Origin of the sequence: Flavobacterium cerinum (assembly GCF_004028155.1) — a bacterium.
GTDB classification, from domain to species: Bacteria; Bacteroidota; Bacteroidia; order Flavobacteriales; family Flavobacteriaceae; genus Flavobacterium; species Flavobacterium cerinum.
This window is the reverse complement of the sequence record NZ_SBII01000020.1, coordinates 1-22,716: the sequence shown is the minus strand read 5'-3', so window position 1 is coordinate 22,716 and position 22,716 is coordinate 1. Positions and strand designations below refer to the sequence as shown.

Sequence of the window (22,716 nt, the reverse complement as noted above, 5' to 3'; positions counted from 1 at the left end):
AAATGATTGACCTGAACAAATAGCTGCAATCTGAGTAAATACCGGTGTTGCAGTATTATTTGTATTTACTGTTACTGTCATTGTTGCAGCCGATGCACATTGACCTCCATTTGGTGTAAATGTATACGTCGTTGTGGCAGTATTATTTACTACAGGACTCCACGTACCAATGATTCCATTGTTGGAAGTCGTTGGAAGAACAAATGATTGACCTGAACAAATAGCTGCAATCTGAGTAAATACCGGTGTTGCAGTATTATTTGTATTTACTGTTACTGTCATTGTTGCAGCCGATGCACATTGACCTCCATTTGGTGTAAATGTATACGTCGTTGTGGCAGTATTATTTACTACAGGACTCCACGTACCAATGATTCCATTGTTGGAAGTCGTTGGAAGAACAAATAACTGCCCTGGACAAATAGCTGGAACTTGAGTAAATACTGGTGTTATACTATTTGTATTCACAGTTACCGTCATTGTTGTAGCCGATGCACATTGACCTCCATTTGGCGTAAATGTATACGTCGTTGTAGCAGTATTATTTACTCCAGGACTCCAAGTACCATTGATTCCGTTATTAGAAGTTGCAGGAAGTACAAATAACTGCCCTGGACAAATAGCTGGAACTTGAGTAAATACTGGTGTTATACTATTTGTATTCACAGTTACCGTCATTGTTGCCGACGCCGACGCACATTGTCCTGCATTTGGTGTAAAAGTATAAGTAGTTGTAGCAGTATTATTAACTCCCGGGCTCCATGTACCATTGATCCCATTATTAGAAATCGCAGGAAGTACAAATAATTGCCCTGGACATATAGCAGCAACCTGCGTAAATGTTGGTACAACATTACCTGCATTCACAGTTACTGTCATTGTTACAGCTGAAGCACATTGTGCTCCATCTGGTGTAAATGTATACGTTGTTGTAGCTGTATTATTCACTGCAGGACTCCATGTGCCTGCAATCCCGTTGTTAGATATCGTAGGAAGTGTAAACGATTGTCCTAAACAAACTGCCGGAATTTGAGTAAACCCTGGTGTTATATTATTGACAGTGACTGTCATTGCTGCTGTCGAAGCACATTGTCCTGCATTCGGTGTGAATGTATAGATTGTTGTTGCTGTTGTGTTTACTACAGGGCTCCATGTACCTGAAATGCCATTGTTAGAAGTTGTAGGGAGTGTAAATGATTGTCCTAAACAAACCGCCGGAATTTGAGTAAATTCAGGAGTAAGTAAACCTGAGACAGCAATACTAACAGTATTACTTGTAGCAGTTGCAGGAAATGCGCAAACAGCACTACTTGTCATTACACAAGAAACAATACTTCCGTTTGTTAATGTAGAAGTTGTGTATGATGAGCTATTTGTTCCAACATTATTCCCATTAACTTTCCACTGATAAGAAGGAGAACTACCTCCATACGTTGGTATAGCATTAAAAGTTACACTAACTCCAGAACAAATTGATACTGTTGAAGCACTGATTGTTACTGAAGGAGTACAAGCTACCGGAGGTGGCCCGGTTAAACAAATACTAAAGCTGCTGGTATTTATAGTTGCCGAAGCATTGATCACTCTCACGAAATAAGTAGCACCTATTGTAAGTGCAGATAAATTTACCGATTCACTAAGACCTGCTCCATTATTATTTATACAGCTAATTACTGTTCCATTACAACTTCCTTCAAACACCTGAAAACCATGATTAATACTGTTCGAAGCAGCTAATTGAATACCCATGTTACCTGATGTAGCTACAAATTTATACCAAACATCCTGTGACGTATTTGGGGCACATGCAGCAATACCCGCATCCATAGTTACTCCGCTAAAAGTACCAGTGGTGTTAACACATGTAGCGCTTGGCATTAGTTGTATAGCATTAGCACATACATCATTCACAGGTGGAGGATAGGAACGTACACAAATGGTAAATGAGCGTATACCTATAGTATCTAAGGGATTAATGACACGGATAAAATAAGTCTTACCTACAACAAAATTATTAGCGAAATGTGATACACTATCCGTACTGCTCCCAATACATTTAAAAACAGGACCCGAACAACTATCCTCTAGAATTTCGAAACCAACATACATGGTACTAAATGTAACTTTGGCAATAAGAACCGACATCGTCTGGTCAGTAGCTGTAAACTTATACCAAATATCCTGTGACGTAGTTGAAGCACATGACAGAGCGGTACCATTCATCATAACACCACTAAAAGAACCGTCTGTATTAACACACACAGCATTTGGAGTTAACTGAATGGCATTAGCACATACATCATTCACAGGCGTAGGATAAGATTGTACACAAATGGTAAATGAGCGTATACCTATAGTATCTAAGGGATTAATGACACGGATAAAATAAGTCTTACCTACAACAAAATTATTAGCGAAATGTGATACACTATCCGTACTGCTCCCAATACATTTAAAAACAGGACCCGAACAACTATCCTCTAGAATTTCGAAACCAACATACATGGTACTAAATGTAACTTTGGCAATAAGAACCGACATCGTCTGGTCAGTAGCTGTAAACTTATACCAAATATCCTGTGACGTATTTGGGGCACATGCCGGAGCGGTACCGTTCATCATAACACCACTAAAAGAACCGTCTGTGTTAACACACACAGCATTTGGAGTTAACTGAATGGCATTAGCACATACATCATTCACAGGCGTAGGATAAGACCGTACACAAATGGTAAACGAATAGGTAATTAAAGTAGCTGAAGGATTAAATACACGGATAAAATAAGTCTTACCAGGAACAAAATTATTAGCGAAATGTGATGCATTATCCATACTACTGCCAATACATTTAAAAACAGGACCCGAACAACTATCTTCAAAAATTTCAAATCCTAAATACATTGTATTAAATGAAACTCCAGCAATAGAAATCGACATCGTCTGGTCAGTAGCTATAAACTTATACCAAATATCCTGTGAAGTAGTTGAAGCACATGACGGAGCGGTACCGTTCATCATAGATCCACTAAATGAACCCGTAGTAGTAACGCATGTAGCATTGGGTGTTAATTGAACTGCATTGGAACATATATCATTCACAGGAGGCGGATAAGACCTTACACAGATGGTAAACGAATAGGTAATTAAAGTAGCTGAAGGATTAAATACACGGATAAGATAAGTCTTACCAGGAACAAAATTATTAGCGAAATGTGATGCATTATCCATACTACTGCCAATACATTTAAAAACAGGACCCGAACAACTATCTTCAAAAATTTCAAATCCTAAATACATTGTATTAAATGAAACTCCAGCAATAGAAATCGACATCGTCTGGTCAGTAGCTATAAACTTATACCAAATATCCTGTGAAGTAGTTGAAGCACATGACGGAGCGGTACCGTTCATCATAGATCCACTAAATGAACCCGTAGTAGTAACGCATGTAGCATTGGGTGTTAATTGAACTGCATTGGAACATATATCATTCACAGGAGGCGGATAAGACCTTACACAGATGGTAAACGAATAGGTACTTAAAATAGCTGAAGGATTAAATACACGGATAAAATAAGTCTTACCAGGAACAAAATTATTAGCGAAATGTGATGCATTATCCATACTACTGCCAATACATTTAAAAACAGGACCGGAACAGCTATCTTCTCTAATTTCCAAGCCTAAATAAAACCATGTTCCAACTTCAGTTACAGCAGTAATTGACATCGTCTGCTCTGTAGCAGTAAATTTATACCAAACATCCTGTGACGTAGTTGTAGCACATAAAGGTGCTGCATCATTCATCATAGATCCACTAAATGAACCCGTAGTAGTAACACATGCAGCATTTGGTGTTAATTGAGCGGCATTAGCACATATATCATTTGCAGGAGGCGGATAAGACTGTACACAAATGTTAAACGAATAGGGAATTAAAGTAGCTGTAGGATGATAGACGCGGATGAAATAAGTCTTACCTACAACAAAATTTTTAGCAAAATGTGCCGCTCCATTGAATTCACTAACACATTTAAAAATAGGACCCGAACAGCTATCTTCTCTAATTTCCAATCCTAAAGAAAACGTTATTCCAAATGCACCTATTGCAGTAATTGACATCGTCTGCTCTGTAGCAGTAAACTTATACCAAACATCCTGTGAAGAATTTGGGTCACATCCGGGTGCTGTACCACTAAGAGTCATACCTTGAAATGTTCCTAAGGTATTATTACATGCTATACCGGGAGTTAGTTGTATTGCATTGGAACACTCATCATTATTAGCATATGATATGATATGCCAAAAAGAAATGAAAAATAATAAAAAGTACCTTCCTATAAAATTTATTGATTTTAAATAGTTGGTTACTCCTGTAAATTTAGATTGACTAAAAGAAGGAAATGTAATCATTGTAAGATTATTGATTGATTGATTGATTGATGTAAGTAAAGTATTAAGTACAAATGAATAAGCAGAATTAAATTCTCTATCATTTAAATGCTAATCTATTTAAAGTACAATATGGTATTCCATTTTGCAATAGACTCATTGTATCTACAGATGCACAAACAATCATCGGTAAAAGAATCAAATTGTATTTTTTTTTCATATTATTCTAATTAATTTTTAATGTTTTTTATATTTTAAACTATAAACAAAAATATACTTTTAAATGTCTTAGGAAAACCAAATGAACATGTGCACTCATAAATCTTAAATTCGTGGTAAAAACCATGGGATTCGAAAAAACACCTTACAAAGAGTTTAACAAGGTTAAAAATTCTTCCCTTTTCCTTGTTGCTAAGGGAACCTGTGACTTATCTTTCATAATGATCATTCCTGAATCGCTTTTTATAAAGTGATCAAAATATATCATGTTCACCAAATGTGACTGATGTGACCTGAAAAAGCCCATCGGTTCAAGCATTGTTTCATATTCTTTTAAATTAGTGGAAACTAAAAGCCTTTGTCCGTTTAGCAAATAAAAGGTCGTATAATTTTTATGCGATTCGCAACGTACAATATCCTGTACATTAACCGAGTAAACTTTTTCGGCAGTACGAAGAACTATCTTTTTTAATCGGCTTGGCCGCTCGATATTTGAGAAAAGGGCACTAAACTGTAATTCCAATAACTCTTTATTCAATGTCTTCTCAGCCTTGTCAACTGCTTCAATAAGTTCATCAGGATCAATTGGCTTCATAAGAAAATCTACGGCACTAAACCTGAAAGCTTTCATGGCAAATTCCTGGTAACCAGTCACAAAAATAACTTTGAAGTTTATTGGGCGCAATTGTTGCAGCAGATCGAATCCTGTACCATCATCCATTTCAACATCCAAAAAAATAAGGTCGGGAACAAACTTTTTAATAGCCTCGATGCCGCTGGCAACACCATTAGCTTCTGCAATAATGCGGACAGCCGGGCAATACTCCCTAATAGCTGATACAGTAGCCTGCCTAACATTATCCATATCGTCAATGACAATGGCTCTAAGCATAATTTTAAGAATTAAATTGGTAAGGTATTTCGAAAAAAGTCTTTACGCCTTGTATCTTATTATCCGAATCAGTATTATTTTCAGTATGTATCACGATTCCGCTTTTGGCAGCAATACTATCCAGCCTCTCTTGTGTAATTTGCGTAGATAGCGATTGATATTCTTTTAATGACTTTTCCTGTAGCCCTGAACCGTTATCAGAAACTTCAAAATATAGACGATTTTCATTCAAATAATAATTAATTGAAACCAGTCCGCCTTCAGGTCTGTTCTTAAGACCGTGCTTAATTGCATTTTCTATAAAAGGCTGTGTAAGCATTGGCGGCACAAGGAAATTATTTACATCAATAGCACCATCAACAATAATTTCATAAGTAAATTTATCATTGTATAGCAGTTTCTGGATAGCAAGATAATTTTCAAGCATATTAAGTTCTTCACTCAACACTACAAAATTTTCTCTGGAATGTTCTAAGATCTGTCTGGTAAGTTTCGAAAATTTACCAAGGTAACGTACTGCTTCTGTATCTTTTTTACTCTGGATGAGCCCCTGAATATTTGTAATTGAATTGAATATAAAATGTGGTGTCATCTGGGTAAGCAACAGTCTTTGTTTTAACTCGTCATTCTTATTTTTCTGTATATTCTGACGCTGTTTATTACGATAGTATAAAAATAAGATTCCTATAAGCAGTAAAATCGCTACGAAAACACTCAGATAAATAACACGATTCCTACTCCCTATTTCTTTTTGCATTTTTTTGTCCTGAGCTATTTTCGAAAGTAGTGTTTTCTTCTCAAAGGCATATTGTTCACTTTGGTCCCGAAGCTCTTTTTGTATCTGTTCCCGACCCATAGAATCTTTATAGGCAATACCATTTTTATAAGCCGATAAGGCTTTATCAAACTGCCCCAACCCGCGATAAGCTTCATGAAGGTTCAAATAGGCATTCGTAAGGATTGTAAAAGATTTAGGTCCGTTCTTCCCATCTTGTATTGCTTTTTCAGCAGCAGAAATTGCTTTGCTGTATTCTTTTTTCGCGACATATGTACCTGCCATAAAACTAAACGTATAGGCTTTCATATAATCATTTTTCGTTAATTCTAACGACCTTTCGTAAAATGATAATGAAGCGTCATACTTTTTAAGTTTAAAATTAACAGTACCAAGCAACCTTAATATTGGACCGGCAATTTGATTATCTTCAGAATTGATACTAATATCATATCCCTTGTTCAAATATTTTAATGCCTGGTCTAAATCGTCAATGTATTGGTAAGCGTTACCAAGGTTATAGCACAAACTGCTATATTGAATTTTTTCTGACGGACTTAATATTTTTTGTGATTGATAAAACTCCAGACCTTTTTTATAATATGGAATTGCAGATTTAAAATTCAATTGTTCCATATAGGTTGTAGCAATTGCATTCGAAGCATATACAATCCCATTAGTATCTTTTAGTTTTTCTGCCATCCGTAGTGCTTCATAAAAACAGCTAATTGCCGTTTTTTGATCATCTATACGGTTATGGCAAGCACCTTTAGTGACCAATAGCGAAGCTAATTCCTTATTTCGTTTTGTCTTACGGTAAATGGCTATTACTTTGTCTATAAAAAATATGGCTTTGCCCGGGTCATTATTGAATAATGCTTTAAACTCATCCATATAGGGTACAGCACTAAACGAAATCAAATAATTTCTTTGGTCATCTGTCAATCCGCTTTTAGAAAGATTTCTCTTAACAATTGCTTTTACCTTATCTTCATAATCCTTTTTCTTATCCTCAGGAAGGTATTCGTTATGATACATATACTCAAAAGTTTTCAGTATAATTGTATCTGGAGCCTTAGAGTTCATTACCATTATCAACGAATCTACTGTTTTGTCCTGCGAAAACCCAACAGAAGAAATAAACAGTGATAGTAAAGCAGCTGTGAATAGTGATTTTATAATGTAATTTTTAGTCATAGAGTTTTACAGCAAAGTTTCTGATTATAAAATATAATGTATCTGAAAAGTTTGCCAAATTATAATAAATTTCACAAATATCATTATTGATTGCGAAGAAAATTCCTTATAAAAAAACTAAAACAAAAGTGTGAATTTTTTACTAATATACAAGTGAATGTTAAGTTAATAGTAGGTTAACTCTAAGTGAATTTACAACACATCTATATTTATTAAAGATTCTTTTGAGGGAAGAATAAACTTTTCGGAGATAATTTAAAGAAATAGAATATATACGTTGATTTTTGATTAAACGGTATTTATTCCAATAAAAAGATGATATAGCATAAAGGACAACATTTTAAAAAAGTGCATCCCTATTTAAAAAACAATGTAAAAAGTAGAGTAAAACCTAAATAAAAATTATTATTGCTATTTCCCATCTGCTTTCATCATTATTATATCTTCTTTTGTTACTACATAAACAACATCATCATCTTTAGGCTGCATAACATAAGTTCCTGTAAATTCGCCAAAAGCAGGAAGAATCATTTGATTAGAAGATCTGAAAAAGCAGGATAATTTTAAGAATTGTCGGCCTTTCCCTATTAACCTCACCGAAGGATGAATATGTCCTGAAAAAGTAAACAATCCATCACGTACTTTAGGATCATGTATAAGTAGGAAGTTTTCAATCACCCATTCACTAACTACCTTAATGTTAAGGTCATTATATTTTTCTGGATTTATAACATCATGATTTCCAGCTACTAAAATAATTGAAAGTTCGGTACGATTTACCCAATCGGAAAATAAATGCCATTCATTATTGAGAGAACTATGAAACAGGTCACCTAGGAAACATATTTTTTCAGGACTAAAATGATCTATCACCTTATCCAGTTTAGAAAAGTTTTTAAAAATGGCACCTATGGGCAATGCTAGTCCATGTTTTCTAAAATGAGATATCTTACCCAAATGCACATCAGATATCAGCAGCATTCTTTTTTCAACCCAATAAAGAGCACCGGTATTATGGAGCACAAACACCTGATTATTAATTTCTATTTGCAATGTCATTTAAATAGTTTTTACATATTATCAAACAATAAAAATTTAGTTTGAAAATTTCTTTATTTCATGTAGTTAGCAGTCATTTTTTTTATTCTTTCTGCCAAAGTTTCGCTGGATAACTTTTCTCTTAATCTATCCGTAATTATAGGAAAACTGAAAGGCGTAGGTTTTTCACAAGGCATCCATCTTATTTTATGGCTTTGTATACGTTCTAAAGCTAAAATCAAACGACCTTCTTCCAATTGATGTTCAAATGTTTCTCTATAAGCCTGCTGCAATAATAAATTATCCGGTTCATAATCTCTAAATACTTCAAAGATCAATTGCGATCCACTTTGTAAATGTTTCGTCTTTACAACCTTGCCTGGATATCCTGTAAAAACCAGCCCGGCTATTACAGATATATCCCTGAATTTTCTTCTTGCCATCTCCGTAGCATTAAGGCTATTTTGGAGGTCATGATGTAGATACTGTGGTATGAATAAATTATTATCTAAAACTTGCTGTATATCTACATATTGGTCACTTAGAAGTTCAAAACCATAATCGTTATATGCCAGAGAAAACGTAATTGGCATCAGCAGACTAATTCTATAGGCCATTAAACTGGCAAGTGCTTCATGTACAAAGCGACCTTCAAAAGGATAAAATATAGTGTGATACCCTTCTCTTGTTTTAAAAGTCTCTATCAAAAATTCATCTGCATCAGGAACTATAGATTCTTTGCGCTGTCGTTTAAAAACAGGTAACAATGCGCGTAGTTCGGGCGACATAACATCAGTATTTGCGGCATACAGTTCCTGTCGTACCAGCTCGCTCATTTGTGCTGAAAGGGTCATTCTCCCTCCCATCCAACTCGCGTGTTGAGCTTTAGCCGATGGACTTGCTTTTCGCACTAAAACTTCCATATTTTTTGTCCTATATAATTCCAGTTTGCGGCCGGCAAAAATAAATACATCGCCTGGATGCAATTTAGATACAAACCATTCTTCAATACTGCCTATGTAACCACCACCTAAAAACTTAACATTCATGACTGCATCACCTACTATAGTTCCCATTTGCATACGGTGTCGCAGTGCTACGGTTTTACTATTCACTACAAAACGGCCATCTTCCTCTATTTCTACTTTTTTATATTCATCATAAGCTTCCAGACTCTGGCTGCCTTTTGTAATAAAATTGAGTACCCAGGCCCAGTTATCTTCTGTCATTGCCTGATAACAAAAAGTATTCTTTATTTCTTTATAAATGGTATCAGGATAAAATCCATCTGATACTGCTAATGTAACGAGATATTGCACGAGCACATCCCAACTGTTAAGATATGGAACCCTATCTTCAACAACAGTTTCCTTAACTGCTTTTTTAAGTGCAGAAGCCTCTATGAGTTCCATAGCGTGTGTGGCTAGAAAATAAATAACGCTTTCCTGTCCCGGCCTATGACCGCTTCTTCCTGCACGCTGTAAAAAACGTGCAACACCCTTAGGACCACCTATCTGTATTACAGTTTCAACAGGCGCAAAATCTACCCCAAGATCAAGGCTTGATGTACAAATTACCGCTTTAAGCTGTTCATCACGAATTGCCTGTTCTACCCACTGCCTGGTTTCACGGCTAATACTCCCATGGTGCATAGCCATATCTCCTGCAAATTCAGGATATTTTTCCAATAATGCCTGAAACCATATTTCGCATTGCGCCCTTACATTAGTAAAAACAAGTGTTGTCCTGCTTGCCTTGATTATTTTAGCAACTTCATCTATAAGATGCAATCCCATATGCCCTCTCCATGGATACGTATCCATTTTCTCAGGAATAATAGATATTACTTTTATTTTTTTATTGATATGTGCTTTGATGAGTATCGAATTTTCGAAAGTATCAGACTCAGGTCCAAGTAATACTTCCAATGCCTGATTAAGATTACCTATTGTGGCCGATATACCCCAAATTCGCATTTTGGGAGCAATTGCTTTTAATCTGGAAAGTCCTAATTCTGTTTGCACACCTCGCTTAGTACCTAATAATTCATGCCACTCATCTATAACCATAGTTGTACAATCCTTAAAAATTTTATCATATCCTTTAGAAGCCAGCATTAATTGCAGACTTTCCGGTGTAGTAATAAGTAGATCAGGCATTTTTGTCTTTTGCCTGCTTCTTTCGGCTGTAGAAGTGTCGCCGGTACGAATACCAACAGTTAAACCCGTTTCTAAATCATTCGCTGCTCTTTCGGCTGCCTGCTTAATTTCTATAGATAAGGCTCTAAGTGGTGTTATCCATATTGCTTTCAAGCCCGGAGTATGTTTCTTTTTGTAATTGGGATTCTTTTTAATATAATCTAACATAATGGGAATCCACAAGGCATACGTTTTCCCGCTCCCGGTAGGAGCATTTAAAAGACCATGTTTTCCTTGTAAAAAAGCATTCCATGTTTGTATCTGAAAAGGAAATGGTATCCAACCTTTACTGTCAAACCAGCCATGAGCTATATCAAAAAGTTCCTGTCTATTCATTATTTTATTATTCAATAATTATATAAAAATGAACTCATTAATTATTATAAGTATAAGTATTACTTTAAGATTATATTTTTTAGATCTTCCAGTGTATTGGCATCTTCAATTTTTTTATCGGTACGCCAACGGAGTATGCGTGGAAAACGGGTAGCTACTCCACTTTTATGTCTTCCGGAAAAAGCAATACCTTCAAACCCTATTTCAAAAACAAGTTTTGGAGTAACACTGCGCACCGGTCCAAAACGTTCTAAAGTATTCTTCTTTATAAAATCATCTACCATCCTGAATTCATCATCCGTTAAGCCGGAATATGCTTTTGCAAAAGTTACCAATTCGCGGCTACCATCTTCTTTATCCTGCCAAAGCGCAAAAGTATAGTCAGTAAATAAGGTGGCCCTACGTCCACTACCTCTCATGGCATAAGTGAGTACTGCATCTATAGAAAACGGATCCAGTTTCCATTTCCACCAATCACCTTTTTTACGACCTACCAAATAAGGAGAATTTTTACGCTTAAACATTAAACCTTCACTGCGCAATTCCCTTGCTTTTGCTTTTTCGCGAACAGCATCATCCCAACTTGTAAAATCAAATCGTTCAGACAATTGTAATGGTAAACCTTTATCTTTAATACTGTCGTAAAGTTTTTCAAGCAAAACTCTCCGTTCTTCAAATGGGCGTTCCCGAATGTCAATGCCTTCCCATTCTAAAAGATCATAGGCTTTAATAATAACCGGAGTCTTTTCTAGCAAAGCTTTTGATACTGTTTTACGGCCTATTCTGGTTTGCAAATCATTAAACGAACCTATCTTATCATCTCCATAGGGTAAAATTTCTCCATCAATAACGGCTCCATTGGGAATTATACCGACAAAGGCATTAAATTCAGGATATTTATCTGTAACCAATTCTTCTCCACGACTCCAAACATAAAGCGCTCCATCACGAATAATAGTTTGTGAACGAATCCCATCCCATTTGTGTTCTGCACTCCAATCTTTACAATCACCTAAATTTTCCGGATCACCTTCAAGAGCATAAGCCAGATAGAAAGGATATGGTTTAGATAGATAATCCTGACTTTTTTCATCCAGTATCAACTCCTGGAACGTAATTTTTGACGGATTCCAATCTCCCATTAATTTATAAGCAAGTATATCTTCATCAACATCTATAGCTTTAGAAAGTGCACGTGTCATTAATTTTTGACTTACACCAATACGAAAGCTGCCAGTAATTAATTTTGTAAAAACAAATCGTTCATAATAATTGAGTATTAACCAGTTTTCATGCAGATACTCACGCTTTTCTTCCTCACTTTTCTTTTTAAGTGCAATCATCTCTTCTACATATTCACTCAGGCTTTTTTCAGAATGTTCTTTAGTAGTAGGTATAACAAGAGCTATGGTTTCGGCAAGATCGCCCACAATGTGATATGATTCCTCAAAAAGCCATAATGGTATATTTGCCAGTTCTGTAGCCCATAATCTTAGTAAAGTTGTATTTACAGGGCGTGGCGGACGACGATGTGATAATATAGCAATGGTCCACACCTTGTCTTTATCATTTGCATTGCGAAAATATTCTGTTAAGGCATCAACTTTAACGGATGTTTTGTTAGAACTATCAAGAGCTTTTATAAGTTGGGCAAAATTTTTCATAATGCTTCTTTATTTTCGGTTTCATCGTCTTTTGCCTCAGCTATTTCATTTTCGTCGCCCTCGTATTGAGTATGTTCTGTACGGGCATCATACCCCTTCTCTCTAAGATAAGTACTAAATATATCGCTGTAACCATGAGTACATATTATCTTCTCAGCACCAGTTGCCTGAATACTTTCCAGTAGTCCCTGCCAGTCACAATGATCACTTAGTACAAAACCTTTATCTATCGCTCTGCGTCTACGCGCACCTCGAAAAGCCATCCACCCACTTGCGGATCCTGTTACATAAGGTGTCATTTTTCGTATCCAAACGGTACCATGTGCACTGGGCGGTGCCAATACCATACTACCAGGAAAAACTTCTTTCTTAGTTTCTTTCGTTATCCGGATTGTAGGTGGAAAATCGACCATCGACCGCAGTACTTCAGTCATATTTTCTACAGCACCGTGGGTATAAATCTGCCCAATATTAGGATCAAGATATTTAAGTAATCGCTGTGCTTTACCTAAAGTGTAACCAAAAAGGATAGAAGTTTTTCCTTCAGCTTTATTTTGTGCCCACCAATTATTAATGTCATTCATCACTTCTACCTGAGGTAACCATTTAAAGGCAGGAAGCCCAAAAGTATTCTCTGTAATAAATGTGTGGCATTTAACAACTTCATAAGCTGTAGAGATGCCATCATCTTCAGTTTTATAATCACCTGTAAAAACCCATACTTCTCCTTTGTATTCAACCCTAACCTGAGAACTTCCAATTATATGTCCGGCAGGGTGAAGCGAAAATGTAACTCCGTTTATAGTAAATGTTTCACCCCATTCTTTACCGGTAACGATAATATTACCCAAACGATGTTTAATAATTGGAACATTCATATGATGAGTAATATATTGTTTATGTCCCCAACGCGAATGATCGGCATGTCCATGCGTAATGATAGCATTATTAACGGGTTTCCATGGGTCAAGATATACATCTGCCTGGGCACAATAAATACCTTTATCATTGAATGCTAATAGCGGATTTTTCATAGATTTTCACTTTACAGACCCGTTAGTTATACTAGTCTATTTATAAAGTTACAATCCAAAAAATGATTTTGAAAAAGGTTTCTAAGAAGTTTAACTTTTAAAAATACTTTATAAACTATCTGTAAATTTAAAAACTCATACCATAAGCATGAGTTTTTAAATTTGGAAGAATAATAGATAAAATTTTTCTAGTTATATAAACTTATACCTTTATATTGATCTAATCTTCAAAGTTCTTTTTAGTTTTAATAATAGTGTTAATAGTACATACAAAACTGCAGATAATAAAAGCATTGCAGGAATAAACCAGTTGCCTAATTTTTCATATTGAGCATAACTTATACCTGCTGAATTACTATAGTGACCCAATATAAAAACATCGTTAGGACGGTAAAAAAGACCTACATTTTCAGGATTAATAATCTTTGCAATCACAAGAAATAAAAAACCAAACAAGAAGATGTATAAGAACGTAAATACAATATATGAAAATCCATTACCTATATTTAAAAGCAATGCCTTTGCTATTTTTACCGGATTAAAGGTTTTTGTAGCTTCTTCCAGTTTTTTCTCTGCAACAAGAGATTTTAGAAAAATTTCAGGTGATCCGAGCATTTCTAAAACGTCTAATAAATGTTCTACTTCTCCTTTACTCTTTGAATTATCTTTAATAGATTCATATATATGACTATTTATTTCCAATAAAATTTCCTGCTGATTATCTTTGTCCAGTATTCTTACACTGTTCTTAACTCTATTTATATAGTCTTTATAAATCCTCGTTGAGTTATTATCTTTAAATTCTATTTCTTTAAACTTCATACTAAATTGAATTGATTGTTTGATTGAGATGGTTCCAATATTGAGTCATTTCCTTCACTACAGCTAATCCTGAATCAGTTATAGTATAGTATTTTCTGGGGATGCCGGAATTTTGTTCAACCCATTTGGATTCCACTAATTTTTCTTCTTTTAATCTATTCATCAAAGGATATAATGTTCCTTCGGCTATCTCTATCGTAGTTCTTTTCTTGACTTCATTGATAAGATCATATCCGTAATACTCTCCTTTATCCTTAAGAATGCTAAGCACCATAAAAGACAATGTGCCCTTCTTGAGTTGCGATGTCCATTTATTAAAAAATTCTGTATTCATAATGCAAAGCTAAAACAAATACATAGTATAACAAAGTACATCGCTAAAAATATTTTTTGGTCGTTTAGTACATCTTTTATACCTTCCCATGCTACGCCGAAACTTTAGTAAAATCAAGGATAACCAGAAACTAAAAACATGAGAAATAAGATTTTCATTATTGCAGCCATAATTATAAACATTCAAACATTTTACGGACAGGGTAAAGTCATTAAAAAGCCTGAAAATGTAATTGTTATCAACAATGAAATTTTCACCATGGCAGAAGTCGAGAAATATGGAAATGAAGGTTTAATAAAATCTATGACAAAAGGTGTTAGCGACGATAAAAGAGATGAATTAGCCAAAAAACTCGGAAATGATAAGATTGGAGATAAAGAATTTATTACCATAATCGAACTCTATTCTGAAAAAGAAAAAATAGAAAATGACAAAAGAGCAAATGTAACAATTACCGAAAACGCGACTGTATCTACAGTCAGCGAATACATTCTTAATGTAAACGACAAAGCAAAAGATTTTACATTACAACTGGTCGGCGGAAAAAAAATAAACCTGTCAGAACTTAAAGGTAAAGTAGTATTAGTTAATTTTTGGGCCACTTGGTGCGGTCCCTGCCTAATGGAATTTTATGATATTCCATCAAAAATACTTGAACCTTTTAAAAAGGAAGATTTTGTTTTTTTGGCAATCTCAATAGGAGAAAAAGAAGAAAAAGTAGCAAAAAAAGTACTTAAATTAAAAACAGATGGCCTAGATTTTAATTTCGGGATAGATCCTGATAAAAAAATATGGGATCAATATGCGAAGAATTCAATTCCAAAAAACTTTTTAATTGATAAAGAAGGCATCATAAGGTTTGCAGCAACAGGGAATCTGGAAGGAAATTTAGAAAATATAGCAGCCGAGATTAAAAGATTACTATCAAAGTAATAATTAAAATAGTAACACAAAATAAGAAGCAATAGTTGTAATTTTAATATCTTATAATAAAGTGAATTACTCACTTTAGAAAATTAGCTAGAAAATTTGACAGCATTATTAAATGAGGTCGTACCACAAAATAAAGTTACACTATGAGTAAAAAGTCTGTTCTTTCACGTTGGGTGGCTAAAACGAGCGGCTATCAGAAATTACTATTCTCATTATTATTTGCTGTATGCATTTCGATAGGTATGATACCTTTACAAATAAGTACTGTCACTCTAATTATATTTTGCTGGGATGTATTTGCGATCGCAATGATTGGCATGATGTGGCTCCTGTTTTTTACCACTACAGCAAAAGAACAACAGGGAATTGTAAAAAAACAGGACGATGATATTAAAGTCATATTTACAATTGTACTTATCTCTGTCTGTATAAGCCTGGTAGGAACCTTGCTTTTAATATTTAGTACTGATGGATCAGTATTCGAAAAAGAATTAAGAACAGTTATTACGCTTATTGCTATTTGTACATCCTGGATACTATTGCATACAATATTTACTATAAGATATGCTCATCTCTATCATAGTCCCAATACAATAAAATCAAAGGATAATATCGAAAGTATAAATTTCCCTAATTCAGAAACACCTGATTATATTGATTTTGCATATTTCTCATTTGTAATTGGTATGACCTTTCAAGTATCTGATGTTACAATTTCTTCAAAAAAAGTAAGGCGTTATGTATTACTTCATAGTCTTATTTCATTTGTTTTCAATACAATAATTGTCGCATTGACAGTAAATACGATAGCAAGTATTAGTAAATAGCACATAAATCTAATTAACAAAAACATACTCGTTTTAAGTAATATAATAATCATTTATGCTTTTTTGATGAGCTATCTTTTTATCATTTAATTCAAAAAGAGTATTTTCTATCATTTGTGACATTGCATATTATACAAGACCGTTAGGTTGTAACTCAAAAGGATCTTACTGTTCATCTGCTATTGCTTCCAGAGCTACAAATGTGCAAGCAATAAAAACAATTTCAAAAGTAGTAATCCATCCTAATGTTTCTACAAAACCAAAGGGAGCATAAAACAGTAAATGTAAACTATTCGATAGCCTTCATATTCCTATAAAGGTAAAAAAACTGTCAATTTATTCTTTGACAGCACTTTTATTAAACAAAAAAAGGCCGCTACCAACGGCCTTTTACCAACTACCAAAATTATTATAACGCAGTTATAATAAACTCACTTCTTCTATTTTTTTGATGTTCTTCTTCAGTACATTTTACTCCATCAGCACATTTATTAACGAGCCTGGTTTCGCCATAACCTCTACCCGTAAGGCGATTTGCACCTATACCATTATTAATGATATATTCCATTACAGATTTAGCCCTGTTATGAGACAATGTCATGTTGTACTTACTTGAAGCGCGGCAATCAGTATGTGTGCGCACATCAATTTTAGAAGTAGGATACTCCTTCATGAACTGAACGATCTTGTCGAGTTCTACAGCAGCATCCGGTCTTATATTATATTTAGCAAGGTCAAAATAGATCTGTTCTATTTTAAATTCTTTAGCAAGATCAGTTCCTACTTTTATCGTTGCTTCAGGTTTTACCTGAGCTATAGGAAGTTTAGTTTCTCCTGATTGTTTTGGAATAACTATTTGAGCTTCTTTAGGTAAATAATCCTGCTTTTCCGATTTTACAGTATATGATTTACCACATTCTACTTCAAATGAATAACTTCCATCCGTTGCGGTAGTAACTTTTTTGATTAACTGCATATCAGATCCAAAAATCGAAACTGAAGCATTTGATAAAGCGTCACCAGTCTTTTCATTAGTAATAATACCTGTTAGCAGTTGTTTACAATCAAACTCAATTTGTTTTATTTCTTTAAACCCATATATATCGTCATAGCCCAAGCCTCCGCCTCTATTGGATGAGAAAAAACCAGTTTTTGACTGATTATCAATAATGAATGCAAAATCATCATTTTTACTGTTTATGGGTTCGCCAACATTATATGCTTTTTCAAAATTTCCTTTTTCAAGTTTAGCAATATAAATATCCAGTCCTCCTAAACCAGGATGACCATCGGAAGCAAAATATAACTGATCATCGGTATCAATAAAAGGAAATGTTTCTTTTCCCTGTGTATTAATTCCTGTTCCAAGATTTATAGGTTTTCCAAAAGTACCATCACTATTAATTGTAACTTTAAAGATATCCGCCTGACCATAACTTCCGGGCATATCAGATGCAAAATATAATGTTTTCTCATCTGCACTTAATGCCGGATGTGCTACACTATAATTATTATCATTAAAAGGCAGCTCGGTAATATCAGTCCATTTATCATCTTTTAAAATTGCCTTGTATACTTTCAACAATACCTGTCCTGTACCATCTTTTCTAACCTTTCCGTCAATGTAATTATTACGGGTAAAATACATTGTCTTTCCGTCTTTGGTAAACACCGGAGTAGACTCATGCATTTTAGTTTCAATTCTTTTAGAGAACCTTTTTGGTTTGCTTAGACTGCCATCACTATTAATTGAAGATTCATACAATTCTGTAAATGAATGATTGGTCCATCCATCAATTCTTTTCAGTAATCCGGTTGTATCCCGAGAAGTGGCAAATACTATTTTGTTACCCCAGTAGGCCGATCCGTAATCAGAATACGCTGAATTTATATCCGTTTTTTTAACTTCATACCTACCTGAATTTTTCTTTATTACAGAAAGGTAGTTTTTGTTTTCTGTATAAAGTTTTGCCCTGAGGTCTCCATTACTCTTCGCTGAAAACTTATCAAGCATGGCATTTGCAGTTTCATAATCCCCACTAGACTTAAGCGACTGAGCATAACGATAATAATATTCAGGAGAAGCATCCTGGTTCAGCGCAAAAAGCTCTTTGTACCATTTAGCCGATTTTTCAAGGTCTCCATTGTAATAATAGGCATCACCTAATTTTTCATACAATTCGGCAGACTTATATCCTCTCGATGCAATTTGTTTATATTCCTTTATTGCATCAACATAAGCATACTCATTGAAAAGTTTTCCTGCTGCGGCCATTTGTTTCTCCTGTGCCGTCATTACAACCGAACACAAAGACAAAAGCATTGCTATTTTTAATATATTTTTTTTCATAATCCCTTTTTTAGAAAAATCTTGGATTGGTTATTTTAGTTGATTTCCTGAACAGATCGAAGCGCAGGAAAACTTCATGAGACCCTGAATTATAGTCCTGTAGCTTAGTAGTTTCCATATCATACGAATAGCCTGCAAATAATCCTTTCGTTATCTGGAATCCCAAAAGTGCGCTAAAAGAAGCGTCCCACCTGTAAGCTGTTCCAATAGTGAATTTCTGATTGTACAAAAAGTTAGCTGACACATCTACTTGAAGTGGTGAGCCACTTACCGATTTAATCATAGTTGCAGGTTTAAATTGCCAGTCATAGCTCAAATTAAACACATGTCCACCTATAAGATAAAAATGGAGTCTTTCTTTAACTACCGCTAATTCATTGTGTTCATAATTCTCTGTTTCAATAAAACTTGGTACCGATAAACCGATGTATGAACTTTCAGAATACAAGTAAGCTCCGGCACCTATATTAGGTGAAAACTCATTTTGTATATTATTCTGAAACATATAATCATCCGGTAAACGGATATGCAGTTTATTATAATTTACATTCAATAAATTAGCTTTCCCTTTTATACCAAGAGCCAGTTTCCAGTTCTCAGAGGTTTTAAGTGTGTAAGAAAAATCTATAGCTAATGTGCTATTATCCATAGGGCCTAATCTATCATTTATAACAGATACCCCTAAACCTACATTTTTACCTACCGGAGCATGTACCGATACTGTTGCCGTTTCCGGAGCACCGTCAAGACCTACCCATTGTGTACGATAAAGTCCAAATATGCTGGTTACCCCACGTGATCCTGCGTAAGCAGGATTCACGTTGATGGTATTATACATGTACTGCGTGTACTGCGGATCCTGCTGCCCAAACGACTGCAATCCTACAAGCAATGAAATGATTAATATTAATTTTGTCTTCATTTGTCTTCTTTTTATCGGGTTATATACAGGTACCCGTCTTTTTTATGTGTTGAGCCATCAGGCTTTTTGTACTGAATGATATAGAAATAAGTTCCTGCCGGTACCGAACTCGAACCGCTTACAGTTGTCCTTCCTGTAGAATAACCCTTAAAGGATTTTTCATTATTGTCATATCCTTTGGCATCATAAATAAGTACGCCCCAACGGTTGTAAATGTGTACTTCATTATCTGGATAACATTCAATGCCGCCTATGTAGAACTCATCGTTTTCACCATTTCCATCAGCAGATATAGCATTAAATATTTCAAGTGTACATCCGTTCAATTCTGTAATTGTTGGGTCTGTACCAAACTCATCATTATCATCAGAATATACAGTCATGTCAATTCCAGTCAATGTTGTGGCAGCTGCAGTTGCCTGATTAGAAACCTTGCCAGCATTTATATCGGCCTGAGTAATGGTGTAGATAGCTTTATAAGTAGTACTATCTGATTTTCCTACCTCAAGAACCGTTATTGGTCCACCTGCCAGGACAACACCTGGTAATTTGTCGCTTACAACTATATCATGCAATGCAACATTTCCTGTATTGGTTACTGTGAAACTATAAGTGATCGTTTCACCAGCCTGTGCTCTTCCGTCATTATTGTTATCATTAAACGTTGCTACTTTAATAAGTGCCATTCCCGGTTTCTGGGTCAACGACACTACAGTACAAGTAGGACAAGCAGGATCAAACAACGGATCATTTATATCTATAGGTGTTGGATCTTCCGACTCAGCATTTACCGAACCGCCGTTTGTATTTATACCATCTGCAATAGCAAGATTATAAACCGCACCTTTTTCTACATCACTTTGTGTTAAAATATACACTGCACTAAATGTAGTATTGTCAATTGCTCCCGGAGCCAATGAAACAATAGGACCGCCATTTACAACTACCAGCGGATCTTCAACAATAATATCTTTTATAGTCGTATTTCCTGTATTTTCAACACTGAAGCTATATAGAATACTGTCTCCAATATTTACTATACCATCTCCGTTCGTATCCTGATAAACTGCATCTTTAAGCAATTTCATTTCGTGATCCTGTGTAATCGATATTACTGTACAGTCAGGACACGCTGGATTATAGCCTTCATCTGTAGGCTGCCAAGGATCCGTTGGATCTGTAGATTCTTCTGTAATAGGATTTCCAGAAGGATCATTTCCTGTAACTGCAGCCATATTATATACAAATCCTTTATCAAGATCAGTCTGAGTTATAGTATGCGTGGCCGTGATATTAACCGATGCTCCCGGTGCAAGAGCAATAACATTCGCAGGATTAATTGTATCTGCGTTATTATCAGTTACAACGATATCTTTTATTGTAACATTACCTGAATTGGTAAGTACAAGATCATAAGTAATTACATCTCCAATACTATCAAATGTTCCTGCCTGTGCATCTTTTGTCAGTGTTAATTCAGGTGACTGAGTAATTGTTGTAATCGTACAATCTGCACATTCCGGATTATACCTTGGATCTCCTGGTAATACTGGATTTGTTGGATCTGATGAAGTATCCGTAATCTCCCCTCCTTTTGGATCTGTACCCGTTACAGATGCTGTATTGTATACAAAACCTCTGTCAAGATCTGCCTGTGTAATAGTATGTAAAGCTGTGATGTTTACAACTTCTCCCGGTGCAATAGTTGGCACTGTAGAAGGAGTAATACTATCCGCGTTAGTATCTGTTAGTGTTATATCAGTTATTGTAACATTACCAGAATTGGTAAGTACAAGATCATACGTAATTACATCTCCAATGCTATCAAATGTTCCTGCCTGAGCATCTTTAGTTAATGTTAATGCAGGTGTTTGAGTAATTGTTGTAACAGTACAGTCTACACATGCGGGATCATATCCCGGATCGCTTGGCTGCAATGGATCTGTAGGGTCAGATGAATCATCTGTTACGTTACCTCCATTAGGGTCATTTCCTGTTACTGAAGCTGTATTATATACAAATCCTCTGTCAAGATCAGCCTGAGTAATAGTATGCGTAGCTGTAATAGTAACAACCTCTCCCGGTGCAATAGTTGGCACAGTGGAAGGAGTAATATTATCCGCATTTACATCAGTTACTACTATATCAGTTATTATAACATTACCAGAATTGGTAAGTACAAGATCATAGGTAATTACATCTCCAACACTATCAAACGTACCTGCCTGCATATCCTTGGTTAAAGTAAGCTGCGGAGTCATTACGAAAATAGTTACTGTAGCAGTCTCACAATTAGCAGGGTTTAAAACTTCACATATCTGGTATGTAAGTGTATAAGTACCTCCCGGCGTATTTGGAGCGACGTCTACCGTACCATCTGTGGTGTTTAATATTAATTCAGGACCACCACTTACTAAAGTTATAGTAACTTCTGCCGGAATGACAGCAACACCGTTCAGCTTATCATTGGTCAGTACATTGGTAACGTTTGTTCCGCCTGTATAACCGTTGATGTTACTTGCTGTATCGTTGACCGCATCAATTGGTGCTGCAACTACTGTTACGCTTACCGATGCATTATCACAATTCGTTGGGTTGAGTTTCTCGCAAAGCGTATAGTTCAGTGTATACGTGCCTGCCGGAGTACCAGCGGCTACATCTACTGTACCGTTTGCATTGATCGTTAGTTCTGTAGTATCGCCTGAACCTTCTGTTACCGTTACCCCGGATGGGATCACAGCAACACCGTTCAGCTTATCATTGGTCAGTACATTGGTAACGTT

At 35.4% G+C, this 22,716-nt stretch carries 14 protein-coding genes and 1 pseudogene; 2 read left to right on the top strand and 13 right to left on the bottom strand.

The window, feature by feature from the left end:
• The 9 genes and pseudogenes from EPI11_RS18670 to EPI11_RS18630 form a co-directional block, all read right to left on the bottom strand.
• A pseudogene (locus EPI11_RS18670) lies at positions 1-4,413 on the bottom strand (hypothetical protein); the annotation flags it as partial.
• Positions 4,414-4,756: 343 nt separating this feature from the next.
• On the bottom strand, positions 4,757-5,503 hold the full coding sequence (locus EPI11_RS18665; protein WP_128391510.1) for a LytR/AlgR family response regulator transcription factor: 747 nt from the start codon (positions 5,501-5,503) through the stop codon (positions 4,757-4,759).
• Between the two features lie 4 nt (positions 5,504-5,507).
• Positions 5,508-7,475, bottom strand: coding sequence for a tetratricopeptide repeat-containing sensor histidine kinase (locus EPI11_RS18660; RefSeq protein WP_128391509.1), 1,968 nt, complete (start codon positions 7,473-7,475; stop codon positions 5,508-5,510).
• Between the two features lie 411 nt (positions 7,476-7,886).
• Entirely contained in the window at positions 7,887-8,534 is a 648-nt protein-coding gene (pdeM, locus tag EPI11_RS18655) for a ligase-associated DNA damage response endonuclease PdeM (RefSeq protein WP_128391508.1), read from the bottom strand.
• Between the two features lie 53 nt (positions 8,535-8,587).
• The gene (locus tag EPI11_RS18650; RefSeq protein WP_128391507.1) at positions 8,588-11,047 is read right to left on the bottom strand and encodes a ligase-associated DNA damage response DEXH box helicase; all 2,460 of its coding nucleotides are present in this window, start codon (positions 11,045-11,047) and stop codon (positions 8,588-8,590) included.
• A 59-nt stretch (positions 11,048-11,106) separates the two neighbouring features.
• Complete coding sequence (locus tag EPI11_RS18645) at positions 11,107-12,711, bottom strand: ATP-dependent DNA ligase (RefSeq protein ID WP_128391506.1); 1,605 nt, start codon at positions 12,709-12,711, stop codon at positions 11,107-11,109.
• On the bottom strand, positions 12,708-13,745 hold the full coding sequence (locus tag EPI11_RS18640) for a ligase-associated DNA damage response exonuclease (RefSeq protein ID WP_128391505.1): 1,038 nt from the start codon (positions 13,743-13,745) through the stop codon (positions 12,708-12,710). Before EPI11_RS18640 ends, EPI11_RS18645 begins: the two co-directional genes overlap by 4 nt.
• A gap of 210 nt (positions 13,746-13,955) precedes the next feature.
• Positions 13,956-14,567, bottom strand: coding sequence for an HAAS signaling domain-containing protein (locus tag EPI11_RS18635; RefSeq protein WP_128391504.1), 612 nt, complete (start codon positions 14,565-14,567; stop codon positions 13,956-13,958).
• 1 nt (position 14,568) lies between these two features.
• Positions 14,569-14,841, bottom strand: coding sequence for a PadR family transcriptional regulator (locus EPI11_RS18630; RefSeq protein ID WP_241657657.1), 273 nt, complete (start codon positions 14,839-14,841; stop codon positions 14,569-14,571).
• A gap of 198 nt (positions 14,842-15,039) precedes the next feature.
• Between EPI11_RS18630 and EPI11_RS18625 the strand changes: the two genes are divergently transcribed.
• Together EPI11_RS18625 and EPI11_RS18620 are read left to right on the top strand one after the other, a co-directional pair.
• Positions 15,040-15,834, top strand: a complete 795-nt coding sequence (locus EPI11_RS18625) for a TlpA family protein disulfide reductase (protein ID WP_128391502.1) — start codon at positions 15,040-15,042, stop codon at positions 15,832-15,834.
• Positions 15,835-15,977: 143 nt separating this feature from the next.
• On the top strand, positions 15,978-16,661 hold the full coding sequence (locus EPI11_RS18620) for a DUF1345 domain-containing protein (RefSeq protein WP_128391501.1): 684 nt from the start codon (positions 15,978-15,980) through the stop codon (positions 16,659-16,661).
• Between the two features lie 165 nt (positions 16,662-16,826).
• Here EPI11_RS18620 and EPI11_RS19300 read toward each other — a convergent pair whose 3' ends face one another.
• From EPI11_RS19300 to EPI11_RS18600, 4 genes are all read right to left on the bottom strand, one after another.
• On the bottom strand, positions 16,827-16,898 hold the full coding sequence (locus tag EPI11_RS19300; RefSeq protein WP_394343654.1) for a hypothetical protein: 72 nt from the start codon (positions 16,896-16,898) through the stop codon (positions 16,827-16,829).
• Between the two features lie 172 nt (positions 16,899-17,070).
• Positions 17,071-19,011: an OmpA family protein gene (locus EPI11_RS18610; protein WP_128391500.1), complete on the bottom strand. Its 1,941-nt coding sequence runs from the start codon at positions 19,009-19,011 to the stop codon at positions 17,071-17,073.
• 10 nt (positions 19,012-19,021) lie between these two features.
• Positions 19,022-19,933: a PorP/SprF family type IX secretion system membrane protein gene (locus EPI11_RS18605; protein WP_128391499.1), complete on the bottom strand. Its 912-nt coding sequence runs from the start codon at positions 19,931-19,933 to the stop codon at positions 19,022-19,024.
• Between the two features lie 11 nt (positions 19,934-19,944).
• On the bottom strand, positions 19,945-22,716 hold a 2,772-nt coding region (locus tag EPI11_RS18600; protein ID WP_164879220.1), incomplete at its 5' end, for a DUF7507 domain-containing protein.

Excerpts from the sequence above, each read along its gene's own strand:
- EPI11_RS18665 (WP_128391510.1), bottom strand. The coding sequence starts at position 5,503 with ATGCTTAGAGCCATTGTCATTGACGATATGGATAATGTTAGGCAGGCT.
- EPI11_RS18660 (WP_128391509.1), bottom strand. The coding sequence starts at position 7,475 with ATGACTAAAAATTACATTATAAAATCACTATTCACAGCTGCTTTACTA.
- pdeM (WP_128391508.1), bottom strand. The coding sequence starts at position 8,534 with ATGACATTGCAAATAGAAATTAATAATCAGGTGTTTGTGCTCCATAAT.
- EPI11_RS18650 (WP_128391507.1), bottom strand. The coding sequence starts at position 11,047 with ATGAATAGACAGGAACTTTTTGATATAGCTCATGGCTGGTTTGACAGT.
- EPI11_RS18645 (WP_128391506.1), bottom strand. The coding sequence starts at position 12,711 with ATGAAAAATTTTGCCCAACTTATAAAAGCTCTTGATAGTTCTAACAAA.
- EPI11_RS18640 (WP_128391505.1), bottom strand. The coding sequence starts at position 13,745 with ATGAAAAATCCGCTATTAGCATTCAATGATAAAGGTATTTATTGTGCC.
- EPI11_RS18635 (WP_128391504.1), bottom strand. The coding sequence starts at position 14,567 with ATGAAGTTTAAAGAAATAGAATTTAAAGATAATAACTCAACGAGGATT.
- EPI11_RS18630 (WP_241657657.1), bottom strand. The coding sequence starts at position 14,841 with ATGGTGCTTAGCATTCTTAAGGATAAAGGAGAGTATTACGGATATGAT.
- EPI11_RS18625 (WP_128391502.1), top strand. The coding sequence starts at position 15,040 with ATGAGAAATAAGATTTTCATTATTGCAGCCATAATTATAAACATTCAA.
- EPI11_RS18620 (WP_128391501.1), top strand. The coding sequence starts at position 15,978 with ATGAGTAAAAAGTCTGTTCTTTCACGTTGGGTGGCTAAAACGAGCGGC.
- EPI11_RS18610 (WP_128391500.1), bottom strand. The coding sequence starts at position 19,011 with ATGAAAAAAAATATATTAAAAATAGCAATGCTTTTGTCTTTGTGTTCG.
- EPI11_RS18605 (WP_128391499.1), bottom strand. The coding sequence starts at position 19,933 with ATGAAGACAAAATTAATATTAATCATTTCATTGCTTGTAGGATTGCAG.